Raw genomic sequence first — 16,920 nt, 5'->3', positions numbered from 1 at the left:
AAAAACGAAGATAGGGATAAGTACCTTTTTCATACCTTATATAGCGAACTGAGGATGGTGTAAGCTCAGGATAAGGAGATAATGGGAAATATCACCCTGGAGTTCCGCGCTGAACAAATGGAGTAAGCGTAGGCGTATATTCGCGTTAAGAATATAAAGAGGATCTTATGCATACGTATAGGATCTACTAGGGTGGTACCGCGGGAGACTTTCTCGTCCCTTTTTGGGATGAGAAAGTCTCTTTTTTATTCCGTTTTTTAGGTATTTCTTTTATACATGTAAGGAGGAATTGAGCATGGAGTACAAAAATACATTACTAATGCCAAAAACAGAGTTCCCAATGCGTGGGAATTTACCAAAACGCGAGCCTGCAATGCAAGAAAAATGGGCTGAAATGAATATTTATGAAAAAGTGCAAGAACATACGAAAGGTCGTCCTTTATTTGTACTACATGATGGACCTCCATATGCGAATGGTGACATTCATATGGGACATGCATTAAATAAAGTATTAAAGGACTTTATTGTTCGTTATAAATCAATGACTGGGTACTGTGCACCATATGTACCAGGTTGGGATACACACGGTTTACCGATTGAACAAGCTTTAACGAATAAAGGTGTAAAACGTAAAGAAATGACAGTTGCTGAGTTCCGTAAGTTATGCGCAGAGTATGCATATGAGCAAGTAGAACGTCAACGTGAACAATTTAAGCGTTTAGGTGTACGTGCAGATTGGGATAATCCATATATTACTTTAGAGCCAGCTTATGAAGCACAACAAATTAAAGTGTTTGGTGACATGGCGAAAAAAGGTTATATCTATAAAGGGCAGAAACCAGTTTACTGGTCTCCAACGAGTGAATCAGCTTTAGCAGAAGCTGAAATTGAATACCAAGATAAAAAATCAGCATCTATTTACGTAGCATTCCCTGTAAAAGACGGAAAGAACGTATTAGAAGGTGATGAGAAATTCATTATTTGGACAACAACACCTTGGACGTTACCTGCAAACTTAGGTATTTCTATTCATCCAGAACTTGAATATGCTATTGTGAAAGTAAATGATGAGAAATATATTATTGCTTCTGAACTATTTGAGACAGTTGCAAAAACGTTAGAATGGGAAAATGCTGAAGTTGTGAAAACAGTAAAAGGTAGCGAACTTGAGTATACAGTTGCAAAACACCCATTCTACGATCGTGACTCATTAGTTATGCTAGGGGAGCACGTTACAACAGATGCTGGTACAGGTTGTGTTCATACAGCACCTGGACACGGAGAAGACGATTTCCTTGTTGGTAAGAAATATGGTTTAGAAGTTCTTTGTCCAGTTGATGATAAAGGTGTATTAACAAATGAAGCACCTGGATTTGAAGGCCTATTCTATGATAAAGCTAATAAACCAATTACGGAAAAATTAGAAGAAGTAGGCGCGTTACTAAAATTAACATTTATTACGCATTCATACCCACATGATTGGAGAACGAAAAAACCAATTATTTTCCGTGCAACAGCACAGTGGTTTGCATCTATTGAAGCATTCCGTAAAGAATTATTACAAGCTGTTGAAGAAACGAAATGGGTGCCAGCATGGGGTGAGACTCGTCTTCATAATATGGTTCGTGACCGTGGTGATTGGTGTATTTCTCGTCAACGTGCATGGGGTGTACCAATTCCGGTATTTTATGCGGAAAACGGAGACCCGATTATTACAGATGAAACAATTAGCAATGTAGCAGATTTATTCCGTGAACACGGTTCTAACGTATGGTTTGAGCGTGAGGCGAAAGATCTATTACCAGAAGGATTTACACATCCAGGTAGCCCAAATGGTGAATTCCGTAAAGAAACAGACATTATGGATGTATGGTTTGATTCAGGTTCTTCTCACCAAGCGGTATTAGAAGAGCGTGATGATTTACAACGTCCAGCAGATTTATATTTAGAAGGATCTGACCAATATCGTGGTTGGTTTAACTCTTCATTATCAACAGCAGTTGCTGTAACAGGTAAAGCACCGTATAAAGGTGTTCTAAGCCACGGTTTCGTACTAGATGGTGACGGACGTAAAATGAGTAAGTCGATTGGAAACATCGTCGTACCGAAGAAAATTATGGATCAATTAGGCGGAGATATTTTACGCTTATGGGTTTCTTCTGTTGACTATCAATCTGATGTACGTATTTCAGATGATATTTTAAAACAAGTAGCAGAAGTATATCGTAAAATCCGTAACACATTCCGTTTCTTATTAGGAAACTTAGATGACTTTAATCCAAGTGAAAATACAGTGGCGACAGCTGAGCTTCGTGAAGTGGACCGTTACATGTTAGTTAAATTAAATGACTTAATTACAAAAGTAAAAGAAGCATATGAAGCATATGACTTTGCGGCAGTATATCACGCAATCCATAACTTCTGTACAATTGATTTAAGCTCATTCTATTTAGACTTTGCGAAAGACATTTTATACATTGAAGGTGCAAATCACCAAGATCGCCGCGCGATTCAAACAGTATTATATGATGTTCTTGTTGCATTAACAAAACTTGTAACACCAATCTTACCTCATACAGCTGATGAAGTATGGCCTTATGTTCCTGGTGCAGAAGAAGAAAGCGTACAGTTAACGAATATGCCAGAAGTTGTAGAAGTAGATGGTGCTGAAGCGTTAAAAACGAAATGGGATGCATTTATGACACTGCGTGATGACGTATTAAAAGCTTTAGAAGTCGCTCGTAATGAAAAAGTAATTGGTAAGTCATTAAATGCAAGTATTACACTATATCCGACTGCAGAAATGAAAGCTATGCTAGAGTCTATTAGTGAAGACTTAAAGCAACTATTTATCGTTTCTGAGTATAAACTTGGTGGTATGATAGAAGAAGCGCCAGCAGATGCGCCTAAGTATGAGCATACAGCGGTTGTTGTAGCTCAGGCAACGGGTGACACATGTGAACGTTGTTGGGTTGTTTCAGAAACAATTGGTAAAGATGCGGAACATGAAACATTATGTGAGCGTTGTGCAACGGTTGTTAAAGAAAACTATGTAAAATAATGAAAAAACTGACTGCTCATAATAGCAGTCAGTTTTTTGTTGATGATATATTGAAATAACTTTCACTCTCTTTCCTATGAAGGAAAAATGTGTGTGAGGTAAGCGTGGAAATTTCGGACACACTAATTGTACATTGCAGCTGGGAGGAATGTACACGTGAATGAAATTTATATGGAAATAAAAGAAGAATTGCAATTGATGAGAAAAGAGTTGCAAGATAGACTGGCGAAAGAAGTAATGCACACATACTATATGGAATTTGGGCAAGAATTTGGATACGAAATAAAGGAAGAGACAAAGAAAAAATTGCTATTACATGATATAAAAGAGGATTTAAAAGATGTAGAACGTGCATTGTTTAAAATGGAAATAGATATGTACGGTATTTGTGAAGAAACTGGAAGAGCGATTCCTACAAAACAAATGAAAACAATGCCGACTGCTCGTACGATTCATGAATTTTTCTATGAAAAGGTAAATGTATGAATGCGCACAACGATATTATGTTACCTTTTTTTAATTTATTTTATTCTTCCGTAAAGGTTCATTGTGAAAAGTTAGCAGCTATGCTAAAATTTTGAGGTACACTGTCTTTGTGGGGGAAATGAAAATGATATATTATGTAATAGCGTTATTTGTCATTGCCATCGATCAAATATCGAAGTGGCTAATTGTAAAGAACATGGAATTGGGTACGAGCATTCCGATTATCGATAATGTATTATACATAACATCACATCGAAATAGAGGAGCTGCCTGGGGTATTTTAGAAAATAAAATGTGGTTTTTCTACATTATTACAGTCATTTTCGTAGCATTTATCGTATTTTATATGAAAAAATATGCGAAAACGGACAAGCTTCTAGGTATTTCATTAGGCCTAATTTTAGGCGGAGCAATTGGCAATTTTATTGATCGTGTATTTAGACAAGAAGTAGTGGATTTCATTCACGTGTATATTTTCTCGTACAACTATCCAGTATTCAACATAGCTGACTCAGCATTATGTATTGGAGTTGTATTAATTATTATTCAAACAGTATTAGAAGGAAAGAAAACGAAGGAGTAATTGAATGAGTGAAGTAGTACAAGTAACAGTTGCAGAAGAACAAAAAAGCGAGCGAATTGATAAATTTGTTGCAGAAATAAATAGTGAATGGTCACGTTCACAAGTACAGCAATGGATTAAAGATGCTGTTGTGACGGTAAATGGAAAATCAGTTAAAGGGAATTATAAAGTAAAAGGAAATGATGAAATTACAGTAACAATTCCCGAGCCAGAAGAGTTAGATATTCAACCGGAAGATATGAATTTAGAAGTTTATTATGAAGATGCCGACGTACTAGTTGTAAATAAGCCGCGTGGCATGGTAGTACATCCAGCACCAGGGCATACGAAAGGTACGCTTGTAAATGGACTTATGCACCATTGTACAGACCTATCAGGTATTAACGGTGTAATGCGCCCTGGTATAGTGCACCGTATTGATAAGGATACATCTGGACTATTAATGGTTGCTAAAAATGATATGGCGCACGAATCACTTGTAAATCAACTTGTAGCAAAAACGGTAACAAGACGCTATAAAGCGATTGTACATGGTGTAATTCCGCATGATAAAGGAACAATTGATGCTCCAATTGGTCGTGATAAAAAAGAACGTCAAAGTATGACCGTTGATGAAAACGGTAAGAATGCTGTTACACATTTCCAAGTGTTAGAGCGATTTAAGGATTTCACACTTGTAGAATGTCGCTTAGAAACGGGACGTACACACCAAATTCGTGTTCATATGAAATATATTGGTTATCCACTTGCAGGGGATCCAAAGTATGGTCCGAAGAAAACATTAGATATGAATGGACAAGCACTTCATGCAGGGATTTTAGGTTTCGATCACCCTCGTACTGGTGAATATATTGAGTTTGAGGCACCGATTCCAGAAGTGTTTGAAGAAGCACTAAATATTTTACGGAAATAGTATTGACAAATCATAAGAAAACTGAGATACTGACAACAGTTAAATAATGATCCTTTAACACAGCCCCGTGAGGTTGAGAAGGTAACGGTTTGAAATACTTAGGGTATGCTGTACCCTTTTTTCAAAAGTCCTCTCGCACACGCTGAGAGGACTTTTTTTATACCATTACTCTCACGCAAGAAAAAAAAAGCTTGGAGGTGTAGAGCATGCAAGAGAAAGCTGTCGTTTTAGATGACCAAATGATTCGCCGCGCTTTAACACGAATTAGTCATGAAATCGTGGAACGAAATAAAGGTGTCGATAATTGTGTTCTTGTCGGAATAAAAACACGTGGAATTTTTATTGCACAACGTTTGGCAGAACGAATTGGTCAAATTGAAGGAAAAGAGATGGAAGTAGGAGAGTTAGATATTACGTTATATCGTGATGATTTAACACTACAATCGAAACATAAAGAACCACTTGTAAAAGGTTCTGACATTCCTGTAGATATTACGAAGAAAAAAGTTATCCTTGTGGATGATGTGTTATATACAGGAAGAACAGTTCGAGCAGCAATGGATGCTCTTATGGATTTAGGTAGACCATCACAAATCCAATTGGCTGTTCTTGTTGATAGAGGTCATCGTGAATTACCAATTCGCGCTGATTATGTAGGAAAGAACATTCCAACATCTAGTGAAGAGCGTATCGAAGTTGATTTGCAAGAGACAGATCAACAAGATCGAGTAAGCATATACGATAAGTAAAGCCCTTTTAAATGTAGTCCTGTGAGGCTGCCAAAGGGTCTTGACTTTCATATGTCAAATTTGGCATACGAAAGTGTAGGACTCTTTGTGCACAGGCACAAAGAGTTTTTTTATTGCAAAAATTAAAACTGAAGGAGGATGTAACAATGGAGCAAAAGCCAGTGTTAGACATTCATGAAGTACCGAAACCGGGAAAATGGTTATTATTAAGTATACAACATTTGTTCGCGATGTTTGGATCAACAGTGCTTGTTCCGTTTTTAACAGGACTGAATCCATCAGTAGCTTTAATATCAAGTGGATTAGGAACGCTAGCGTTTCTTCTAATAACGAAAGGTCAAGTACCAGCATATTTAGGATCATCATTCGCCTTTATTGCACCAATTATTACAGCAAAAACAGCAGGGGGACCTGGAGCAGCGATGCTTGGAGGAATGCTTGCGGGACTTGTGTACATCTTAATCTCACTCGGAATTAAGAAATCTGGGTCAGAGTGGATTATGAGATTACTTCCACCAATCGTAGTTGGACCAGTCGTAATGGTAATCGGTTTAGCTTTAGCACATACAGCAGTGAACATGGCGATGAACGGTGCGGATGGTAAGTATAGCATTACACACTTTTCAGTAGCATTAGTAACATTAGCAATTACAATCATTTGCTCCATATTCGGGAGAGGGTTTTTCAGTATCATACCAGTTCTACTTGGAATCATCGGTGGGTATATATTCGCTTACTTCCAAGGGCTAGTAGATTTAAAGCCAGTAGCTGAGGCAAAATGGTTTGTCATACCAGACTTCACAGTACCGTTTGTAACATATACTCCAGAGTTTTCATGGAAAATTGTACTCTTAATGGTACCAGTTGCACTTGTAACAATTTCAGAGCATATCGGACATCAAATTGTACTTGGAAATGTTATTAAACGAGATTTAATTGAAAAATCAGGTTTACATCGTTCAATCTTCGGTGATGGGGTAGCAACATTGATCGCATCACTAATAGGAGGACCACCGAATACAACATATGGTGAAAACATCGGTGTGCTAGCAATCACGAGAGCATACAGTGTATACTTATTCATCGGTTCAGCAGTGTTCGCAATCATGTTTGGATTTATCGGGAAGATTTCAGCACTGATTCATTCGATTCCAACACCGGTTATGGGTGGTGTATCAATCTTACTCTTCGGTGTAATCGCATCAAGTGGTTTACGCATGATGGTAGACGATAAAACAGACTTAGGCGACAAACGAAACTTAATGATTGCATCAGTTATACTAGTAATCGGTATTGGCGGGGCGGTACTACACGTAGGTGAATCGTTCCAAGTAGAAGGTATGGCGCTTGCAGCTATTGTAGGTGTACTATTAAATCTACTATTACCAGAAATGAAACAAACAAAACAATCTAAGCAGATTGCTTCATAAAAACAACCTTTTAATTCAGTCCTGTGAGACGGAAAAGGGGGCATCTTTCTTGCACCCTAGTCTCATACGGCTAGGGTATTTTTATGCAAATATTGTTATATAAATACAAAAATGATATCATAAAAATCAGAAAGATGAGGGATGACGATGAGCCATTTGTTAACGATGAGTGAATTATCGGAACAAGAAATTTCAGAAATCCTAAAAGACGCAGAAGATTTTGCGAATGGAAAAGAGAGAAAAACGACAGAGCAAACATTTGTTGCGAACTTGTTCTTTGAGAATAGTACGAGGACGAGATTTAGCTTCGAAGTTGCTGAGAAGAGATTAGGACTTGAAGTATTAGACTTTTCAGCAGATTCATCTAGCGTACAAAAAGGAGAAACTTTATACGATACGATAAGAACACTAGAATCAATCGGAACAAAAGCGGTAGTCATCCGCCATGAGCAAGATCGTTACTTCGATGAATTAAAAGATCAGGTGAATATCCCAATCTTGAACGCTGGAGATGGATGTGGAAATCATCCAACGCAATGTCTACTCGATCTTCTAACAATTAAACAAGAGTTTGGAAGATTTGAAGGTTTGAAGATTGCAATAGTTGGGGATGTTCGTCATAGCCGAGTAGCACGTTCTAATGCAGAAGCATTAACGAAACTGGGCGCGACAATTTACTTTGCAAGCCCAGAAGATTGGAAAGATGAAGAGAACTCATTTGGAACGTACAAGAGTTTAGATGAACTTGTTCCAGAAGTGGATGTGATGATGTTACTTCGTGTACAACATGAGCGTCATGACCATTATGAAACAGACATTATGAAAGAGTATCACGAGCAACATGGGTTAACAGTTGAAAGAGAAAAACGTATGAAAGAAGGAAGCATTATTATGCATCCAGCCCCTGTAAACCGTGATGTTGAAATTGCGAGTGAACTTGTCGAGTGTGAACGCTCACGCATATTTAAGCAAATGGAAAACGGGGTCTACGTAAGAATGGCTGTACTAAAACGCGCATTACCAAATGTATTAGGAGGAATGAAACATGAATTATTTGTTTAAAAACGGTCGTTATATGAATGAAGAAGGAAAAATTGTAGCAACAGATCTTCTCGTACAAGATGGTAAAATTGCGAAGGTAGCAGAAAATATTACGGCAGATAATGCTGAAGTAATCGATGTAAATGGAAAGTTAATCGCACCTGGATTAGTAGATGTACACGTTCATCTTCGTGAACCAGGTGGTGAACATAAAGAAACAATTGAAACAGGAACACTTGCAGCAGCAAAAGGTGGATTTACTACAATTTGCGCAATGCCAAACACACGCCCAGTACCAGATTGTAAAGAACATATGGAAGACCTGCAAAAGCGTATTAAAGAAAAAGCACATGTAAATGTATTACCATATGGAGCAATTACAGTACGTCAAGCAGGTTCTGAAATGACTGATTTTGAAACGTTAAAAGAACTTGGAGCGTTTGCTTTCACTGATGATGGAGTAGGCGTGCAAGATGCAAGCATGATGTTAGCTGCTATGAAGCGTGCATCGAAATTAAATATGGCAGTTGTTGCACACTGTGAAGAGAACACACTTATTAATAAAGGATGTGTACATGAAGGGAAGTTTTCTGAGAAACACGGATTAAACGGTATCCCATCAGTATGTGAATCCGTACATATTGCCCGGGACATCTTACTTGCGGAAGCTGCAAATTGTCACTATCACGTATGTCACGTAAGTACAAAAGGATCTGTACGTGTAATCCGTGATGCGAAACGTGCTGGAATTAAGGTGACAGCAGAAGTAACACCGCATCACTTAGTATTATGTGAAGATGATATCCCATCGGCTGATCCTAACTTTAAAATGAATCCACCGCTTCGAGGAAAAGAAGATCATGCAGCGTTAATTGAAGGACTATTAGATGGAACAATTGATATGATCGCAACTGACCATGCACCGCATACTGCAGAAGAGAAAGCGCAAGGGATTGAAAGAGCACCGTTCGGAATTACTGGGTTTGAAACAGCATTCCCACTTTTATATACGAACCTTGTGAAAAAAGGAATCATTACATTAGAGCAACTAATTCAATTCTTAACAGAAAAACCAGCTGACACATTCGGTTTAGAAGCAGGGCGCCTAACAGAAGGCAGAACAGCTGATATTACAATTATCGATTTAGAACAAGAAGAAGAAATTGATCCAACAACATTCTTATCAAAAGGAAAAAATACACCATTCACAGGTTGGAAATGCCAAGGTTGGCCGGTTATGACAATCGTTGGTGGTAAGATCGCATGGCAAAAGGAGAGTGCATTAGTATGAAAAGACAACTTATCTTAGAAGATGGAACAGTATTAATTGGAAAAGGTTTCGGAGGAGAAATCGAAAAGTCAGGTGAGGTTGTATTTACAACTGGGATGACTGGATATCAAGAAACTTTATCTGATCCATCATACTGCGGTCAAATCGTAACATTTACGTATCCATTAATCGGGAACTACGGCATTAACCGTGATGATTTTGAATCAATTCACCCATCTGTAAATGGTTTAATCGTAAACGAAATTTGTGATTACCCATCAAACTTCCGTAATGAAATTTCGTTAAATGATTACTTGAAAGAAAGAAATATCCCGGGATTAGCAGGAATTGATACGAGAAAATTAACAAGAAAAATTCGTCAATATGGAACTTTACGCGGACGTCTTTGCAATATGGATGTGGATGTAGAGGACATCGTTAGCCAATTGAAAGCAACTGTCTTTACAGATCATGTGAAACGCGTATCAACAAAAGATCCATATCCAAGTCCAGGCCGTGGTCATCGCGTTGTACTTGTAGACTTCGGAATGAAACATGGTATTTTACGAGAATTAAATAAGCGTGACTGTGATGTAATTGTTGTACCTTACAATACAACAGCAGAAGAAATTTTACGCCTTAGCCCAGATGGAATTATGTTAAGTAATGGACCTGGGGACCCAAAAGATGTACCAGAAGCAATTGAAATGTTAAAAGACATTATTGGTAAAGTTCCTTTATTCGGGATTTGCCTAGGACATCAATTGTTCGCGCTAGCATCTGGTGCGAATACAAGTAAGTTAAAATTCGGTCACCGTGGTTTAAATCATCCAGTAAAAAATCTTGCAACTGGAAAAGTAGCAATTACATCTCAAAACCATGGTTACGCAGTAGAAGACGAATCAGTTGGAAATACAGAACTTGAAATTACGCATGTTGCTTTAAATGATGGAACAGTAGAAGGTCTTCGTCATACGAAGTTCCCAGCATTTACAGTGCAATACCATCCAGAAGCTTCAGCAGGACCAGAAGATGCAAATGATTTATTCGAAGATTTCTTAGCAATGATTGAAAACTTCAAGAAAGAAGGGGAAGAGTTATGCCAAAACGCCTAGACATTAACACAATTTTAGTAATCGGATCAGGACCAATTGTAATTGGGCAAGCAGCGGAGTTTGATTACTCTGGTACACAAGCTTGTCAATCTCTTAGAGAAGAAGGTTACAAAGTAATCCTTGTTAACTCTAACCCAGCAACAATTATGACAGATACTGCAACAGCAGATAAAGTATATATAGAACCATTAACACTAGAATTCGTAAGCCGTATTATTCGTAAAGAACGTCCAGATGCAATCCTACCAACATTAGGTGGTCAAACAGGCCTAAATATGGCTGTTGAACTTGCGAAATCAGGCATACTTGAAGAGTGCGGAGTTGAAATTTTAGGAACAAAATTATCAGCAATCGAGCAAGCGGAGGATCGTGATTTATTCCGTACATTAATGCAGGAATTAAATGAACCAATTCCATCTAGCACGATTATTCATACGCTGGAAGAAGCACATGAATTTGTAAAAGAAATTGGTTATCCAGTTATTGTTCGCCCAGCATTTACAATGGGGGGAACAGGTGGCGGAATCTGTAATAATGAAGAGGAACTAATTGAAATCGTATCAGGTGGATTAAAACATAGTCCAGTAACACAATGTTTATTAGAAAAGAGTATTGCTGGTTGTAAGGAAATTGAATATGAAGTAATGCGTGATTCGAATGATAACGCGATTGTAGTATGTAACATGGAAAATATCGATCCAGTTGGGGTTCACACAGGTGATTCTATCGTTGTAGCACCGAGCCAAACATTAAGTGACCGTGAGTATCAAATGTTACGAAACACTTCATTACGAATTATTCGCGCATTAGGAATTGAAGGTGGATGTAACGTTCAGCTTGCACTTGATCCGCATAGCTTCCAATACTATGTAATCGAAGTAAACCCGCGTGTGAGTCGTTCGTCTGCACTAGCATCTAAAGCAACTGGATATCCAATTGCGAAGCTAGCGGCGAAAATTGCAGTCGGTTTAACATTAGATGAAATTGTAAACCCAGTAACACAAAAAACATACGCTTGCTTCGAGCCAGCATTAGACTATGTTGTTTCAAAAATTCCACGTTGGCCATTTGATAAGTTTGAATCAGCAAACAGAACACTTGGTACACAAATGAAGGCAACTGGTGAAGTTATGTCAATCGGACGTAACTTAGAACAATCATTACTAAAAGCGATTCGTTCTTTAGAGCTTGGCGTTTATCACCTAGAGTTAGACCACTTAAAAGAGCTTGATAAAGAAACGATGAAAAAGCGTATTATAAAAGCTGATGATGAGCGACTGTTTGTTGTAGCAGAAGCGATTCGTCAAGGTGTAACGAAAGAAGAAATTAACTCATGGTGTGAAATGGACTTCTTCTTCTTACAAAAAGTTGAAAATATCGTAAATATGGAACGCGAAGTAAAAGAAAATGTAGGAAATATGGAAGTGTTACAATCTGCGAAAGAAATGGGCTTCAGTGACCATTACATCGCAAATGCTTGGAACAAAACAGAGCGTGAAATTTACGATATGCGTAAAGAAAGCAATATGACTCCTGTTTATAAGATGGTAGATACTTGTGCGGCAGAGTTTGAATCTGCAACACCATACTACTACAGCACATATGGTGACGAGAATGAATCGATTGTAACAGATCGTAAGAGTGTAGTTGTACTAGGATCTGGTCCAATCCGTATTGGTCAAGGTGTTGAGTTTGATTATGCAACAGTTCACTCTGTATGGGCAATAAAAGAAGCTGGATATGAGGCAATCATTGTTAATAACAACCCAGAAACAGTTTCAACAGACTTCAGTATTTCTGACAAATTATACTTTGAACCATTAACAATCGAAGATGTAATGCACATTATCGATTTAGAAAAGCCAGAAGGTGTTATCGTCCAATTTGGTGGACAAACGGCAATTAACTTAGCAGCTAAATTAGAAGCACACGGTGTGAAAATCTTAGGAACATCACTTGAAGATTTAGACCGTGCAGAAGATCGTGATAAGTTTGAAGCAGCTTTAACAAAGCTTGGTATCCCGCAACCAGTTGGTAAAACAGCAACGACTGTAGAGCAAGCTGTAGCAATCGCTGACAAAATTGGTTACCCAGTATTAGTAAGACCATCTTACGTATTAGGTGGACGTGCGATGGAAATCGTATATCGTCAAGAAGAATTACTGCACTACATGAAAAATGCGGTTAAAGTTCACGCAGATCACCCAGTATTAATCGACCGTTATATGGTTGGTAAAGAAATTGAAGTAGATGCAATTTCAGACGGTGAGAATGTATTCATTCCAGGTATTATGGAACATATCGAACGTGCTGGAGTTCACTCTGGGGATTCAATTGGAGTATATCCACCACAGAGCTTATCTGAAAAACTAAAAGCACAAATTATTGAACATACAATTGCACTTGGAAAAGGTTTAAACATTGTTGGATTACTAAACATTCAGTTTGTAGTATTCAAAGATGAAGTATATGTAATTGAAGTAAATCCACGTGCGAGCCGTACAGTACCATTCTTAAGTAAAATTACAGGCGTACCGATGGCAAATATCGCAACGAAAGTTATTTTAGGTCAAAACCTTGTAGAACAAGGATATGGAACTGGCTATCACCCAGAAGAGAAGGAAGTGTATGTAAAAGCACCAGTATTCTCATTTGCGAAACTACGCTCAGTTGATACAACATTAGGGCCTGAAATGAAATCAACAGGGGAAGTAATGGGTAAAGATTTAACGCTTGAAAAAGCATTATATAAAGGCCTTGTTGCTTCAGGGATTAACATCCCAACGCACGGATCAGTAATCATCACTGTAGCGGATAAAGATAAAGAAGAAGCACTGGAAATCGCAAAACGTTTCCATGAAATCGGCTATAACTTATTAGCAACAGCTGGAACAGCACAATCGTTAACAGAACAAAACATTCCGGTGCAAGTTGTAAACAAAATTGATTCTGAAGACTACAACTTACTTGACATTATTCGTCAAGGAAAAGCACAGTTTGTAATCAATACATTAACAAAAGGAAAACAACCAGCGCGTGATGGTTTCCGCATTCGCCGTGAATCAGTAGAAAATGGCGTGGCTTGCTTAACATCACTTGATACAACGAGAGCAATCTTGAGAGTATTAGAATCTATGACATTCTCAGCTCATTCAATGAAAGAAATTACGCAAACGAAGCGTCACGAGGTGGTACATGCATGATGCAAAAGCAAAATATGATCGTCGTTAACCAAAAAGAAATCGCAAAAAACATTTACGAATTAGTGCTTCAAGGAACTATAGTGCAGCAAATGAACGATCCAGGGCAGTTTGTACACATTAAGGTAGCAGAGGGCATTACGCCTCTTCTGCGCCGCCCGATTAGTATTTGTAATGTCGATCAAGACAAGAATGAATTTACAATGCTATATCGTGCGGAAGGACAAGGAACAAAAACATTAGCGAAAAGAAAACAAGGTGAACTTGTAGATGTGTTAGGACCACTTGGTCATGGATTTCCTGTAGAAGAAGCGGAATCTGGACAAACGGCTTTATTAGTTGGTGGAGGAATTGGTGTACCACCACTATATGAATTGTCACAGCGTCTTGTAGCAAAAGGAGTACGCGTTATTCACATCTTAGGTTTCCAAACGAAAGATGTTGTCTTCTATGAAGAGAAATTCGCAGAACTTGGTGATACGTATGTTGCAACAGTTGATGGTACACATGGTACAAAAGGGTTTGTAACAGATGTAATTGATAGCTATGGAATTGACTTTGACATTCTATACTCATGTGGACCTTTAGCGATGCTTCGTGCATTAGAAGGACGCTATAAGGAGAGAAAAGCCTACATTTCATTAGAAGAACGTATGGGCTGTGGCATCGGAGCATGTTTCGCATGTGTATGTCATTTGCAAGCAGATCCGAGTGGACATTCTTACAAGAAGGTGTGTAGCGACGGACCAGTATTTCCAATCGGGGAGGTTGTACTATGAACAGATTGCAAGTTGAATTACCAGGGTTATCATTAAAAAATCCAATCATCCCAGCATCTGGTTGCTTCGGATTTGGTCGTGAGTATGCACAGTTCTATGATTTAAGTGTACTTGGATCAATTATGATTAAAGCGACAACAGAACAGCCTCGTTATGGAAACCCAACGCCTCGTGTTGCTGAAACACCAGGCGGAATGCTAAATGCAATCGGACTTCAAAATCCTGGATTAGAAAAGGTAATGAATTCTGAATTACCTTTTCTCGAGCAATTTGATCTTCCGATAATTGCAAACGTCGCTGGTTCACAAGCTGAGGACTACGTAGCGGTTGCGAAGGAAATTTCAAAAGCACCAAATGTTCATGCGCTAGAATTAAATATTTCTTGTCCAAACGTAAAAACGGGTGGTATCGCTTTTGGTACGAACCCTGAAATTGCTGCTGATTTAACGAAGCGAGTAAAAGAGGTTTCTGAAGTACCGGTATATGTGAAATTGTCACCGAACGTGGCAAACATTGTGGAGATTGCAAAAGCAATTGAAAATGCAGGTGCGGACGGTTTAACGATGATTAATACATTGCTTGGTATGCGTCTAGATTTAAAAACTGCAAAACCAATTTTAGCAAACCGTACGGGCGGACTATCAGGGCCTGCGATTAAGCCAGTAGCAATTCGCATGGTACATGAAGTAAGTCAAGCGGTTAACATTCCGATTATCGGAATGGGTGGTATTGAAACAGCGGAAGATGTAATTGAATTCTTCTATGCTGGCGCAAGCGCGGTTGCAGTTGGAACAGCGAACTTTATCGATCCGTTCGTATGTCCGACAATTATTGAAGAATTACCAGCATTACTAGACGAATTAGGATTTGATCACATTTCGGAATGTCAAGGAAGGAGCTGGAAGTAAGTATGTCACAGTCGCTAATTGTTGCACTAGATTTTCCAGGGAAACAAGAGGTAGAACAATTCTTACATCACTTTGAAGGGGAAGAGTTATTTGTCAAAGTTGGTATGGAGTTATTTTACAAAGAGGGTCCTGCAATTATTACGTACTTAAAAGAAAAAGGACATAAGATTTTTCTAGATTTAAAACTTCATGATATTCCGAATACGGTAAAAAGCGCTATGCGTAGCCTAGCTAGTCTAGATGTAGATATGGTAAATGTTCATGCTGCTGGGGGAAGTAGTATGATGAAAGCTGCGATTGAGGGATTAGAGGAAGGTAAGCAAGAAGGAAAAGAGAGACCGATTTGTATTGCAGTTACACAACTAACAAGCACTTCGGAAGCTATGATGAAAAAAGAGATTGGCATTGAGAAAACGTTAGAAGAAGCGGTTGCTCATTATGCAAAATTAACGAAAGAAAGTGGACTTGATGGCGTTGTTTGCTCAACACTTGAAGTACCAAAATTACGTGAAGTATGCGGAAATGAATTTGTAACAGTAACACCGGGGATTCGTCTTGCAAGCGATGATGTAAATGACCAGGTGCGCGTAGCAACACCGAAACGTGCGAGGGAACTTGGTTCAAGCTACATCGTAGTTGGACGTAGTATTACAAAAGCAGAAAATCCGCTTGAAGCGTATAAAACAGTAAAACAACAGTGGGAAGGTGTAACAGTATGAAAAAAGAAATCGCATCGCATTTATTAGAAATTGGAGCAGTATTTTTACAACCGAATGATCCATTTACTTGGTCTTCTGGTATGAAATCACCAATTTATTGTGATAATCGTTTAACTTTATCTTATCCAAAAGTACGCCAAGCGATTGCAGCTGGATTAGAAGAGTTAATTAAAGAGCACTTCCCAACCGTAGAAGTTATTGCAGGAACAGCAACTGCTGGTATTGCACACGCTGCATGGGTAAGCGATCGTATGGACTTACCAATGTGCTACGTACGTAGTAAGGCAAAAGGCCACGGTAAAGGGAACCAAATCGAAGGAAAAGCTGAAAAAGGTCAAAAAGTAGTAGTAGTAGAAGATTTAATTTCAACTGGTGGTAGTGCAATTACATGTGTAGAAGCACTTCGTGAAGCTGGTTGTGAAGTATTAGGAATCGTATCAATCTTTACATACGAGCTTGAGTCAGGAAAAGAGAGACTAGAAGCAGCAAACGTAGCATCATATTCTTTAAGTGATTACAGTGCATTAACTGAAGTTGCAGCAGAAAAAGGTATGATCGGACAAGCTGAAACGAAAAAATTACAAGAGTGGCGTAAAAATCCAACTGACGAGGCTTGGGTTACAGCGTAACACACGAAAAGAGACGACTGCGGGGGAACGCGGTCGT

Annotated in this window: 14 protein-coding genes and 1 other annotated feature (1 of these 15 cut by a window edge); all 14 genes read left to right on the top strand. The window is 38.6% G+C overall.

Translation table 11 applies throughout. The features are described from left to right. Positions 1 to 224, top strand: a binding site (T-box leader) (it extends 2 nt beyond the left edge of the window). 71 nt (positions 225 to 295) lie between these two features. The 14 genes from ileS2 (at position 296) to pyrE (ending at position 16,883) form a co-directional block, all read left to right on the top strand. Next, positions 296 to 3,061, top strand: a complete 2,766-nt coding sequence (gene ileS2 / locus FT637_RS01620) for an isoleucine--tRNA ligase (protein ID WP_193644886.1) — start codon at positions 296 to 298, stop codon at positions 3,059 to 3,061. 156 nt (positions 3,062 to 3,217) lie between these two features. After that, a complete protein-coding gene (locus tag FT637_RS01615) occupies positions 3,218 to 3,547 on the top strand; it encodes a molecular chaperone DnaK (RefSeq protein WP_193644885.1) in 330 nt (109 codons plus the stop codon). Positions 3,548 to 3,671: 124 nt separating this feature from the next. Then, positions 3,672 to 4,130 carry a lipoprotein signal peptidase LspA gene (lspA, locus tag FT637_RS01610; RefSeq protein ID WP_002088246.1) on the top strand — a complete coding sequence of 153 codons (459 nt, stop codon included), beginning with the start codon at positions 3,672 to 3,674 and terminating at the stop codon, positions 4,128 to 4,130. 4 nt (positions 4,131 to 4,134) lie between these two features. Then, positions 4,135 to 5,043, top strand: a complete 909-nt coding sequence (locus FT637_RS01605; protein ID WP_002137978.1) for an RluA family pseudouridine synthase — start codon at positions 4,135 to 4,137, stop codon at positions 5,041 to 5,043. Positions 5,044 to 5,249: 206 nt separating this feature from the next. After that, entirely contained in the window at positions 5,250 to 5,792 is a 543-nt protein-coding gene (gene pyrR / locus FT637_RS01600; protein WP_001156489.1) for a bifunctional pyrimidine operon transcriptional regulator/uracil phosphoribosyltransferase, read from the top strand. Between the two features lie 146 nt (positions 5,793 to 5,938). After that, a complete protein-coding gene (uraA, locus tag FT637_RS01595) occupies positions 5,939 to 7,222 on the top strand; it encodes a uracil permease (protein WP_193644884.1) in 1,284 nt (427 codons plus the stop codon). 147 nt (positions 7,223 to 7,369) lie between these two features. Continuing rightward, entirely contained in the window at positions 7,370 to 8,284 is a 915-nt protein-coding gene (gene pyrB, locus FT637_RS01590; RefSeq protein ID WP_193644883.1) for an aspartate carbamoyltransferase, read from the top strand. Beyond that, entirely contained in the window at positions 8,268 to 9,554 is a 1,287-nt protein-coding gene (pyrC, locus tag FT637_RS01585) for a dihydroorotase (protein ID WP_193644882.1), read from the top strand. Before pyrB ends, pyrC begins: the two co-directional genes overlap by 17 nt. Further along, on the top strand, positions 9,551 to 10,648 hold the full coding sequence (locus FT637_RS01580; RefSeq protein ID WP_193644881.1) for a carbamoyl phosphate synthase small subunit: 1,098 nt from the start codon (positions 9,551 to 9,553) through the stop codon (positions 10,646 to 10,648). The genes pyrC and FT637_RS01580 overlap by 4 nt, the downstream gene beginning before the upstream one ends. Then, complete coding sequence (carB, locus tag FT637_RS01575) at positions 10,633 to 13,851, top strand: carbamoyl-phosphate synthase large subunit (RefSeq protein ID WP_193644880.1); 3,219 nt, start codon at positions 10,633 to 10,635, stop codon at positions 13,849 to 13,851. Before FT637_RS01580 ends, carB begins: the two co-directional genes overlap by 16 nt. Next, complete coding sequence (gene pyrK, locus FT637_RS01570; RefSeq protein ID WP_105584752.1) at positions 13,848 to 14,627, top strand: dihydroorotate oxidase B electron transfer subunit; 780 nt, start codon at positions 13,848 to 13,850, stop codon at positions 14,625 to 14,627. The genes carB and pyrK overlap by 4 nt, the downstream gene beginning before the upstream one ends. After that, a complete protein-coding gene (gene pyrD / locus FT637_RS01565) occupies positions 14,624 to 15,535 on the top strand; it encodes a dihydroorotate oxidase B catalytic subunit (RefSeq protein ID WP_002121858.1) in 912 nt (303 codons plus the stop codon). Before pyrK ends, pyrD begins: the two co-directional genes overlap by 4 nt. 2 nt (positions 15,536 to 15,537) lie before the next feature. Further along, entirely contained in the window at positions 15,538 to 16,254 is a 717-nt protein-coding gene (gene pyrF, locus FT637_RS01560) for an orotidine-5'-phosphate decarboxylase (protein ID WP_000083510.1), read from the top strand. Beyond that, the gene (pyrE, locus tag FT637_RS01555) at positions 16,251 to 16,883 is read left to right on the top strand and encodes an orotate phosphoribosyltransferase (protein ID WP_193644879.1); all 633 of its coding nucleotides are present in this window, start codon (positions 16,251 to 16,253) and stop codon (positions 16,881 to 16,883) included. Before pyrF ends, pyrE begins: the two co-directional genes overlap by 4 nt. Positions 16,884 to 16,920: the final 37 nt, after the last annotated feature.

This window comes from Bacillus cereus, assembly GCF_015071065.1.
GTDB classification, from domain to species: Bacteria; Bacillota; Bacilli; order Bacillales; family Bacillaceae_G; genus Bacillus_A; species Bacillus_A cereus_BA.
Note: the sequence above shows the minus strand (reverse complement) of the source record. Positions and strands in the feature narration are given on the sequence as shown.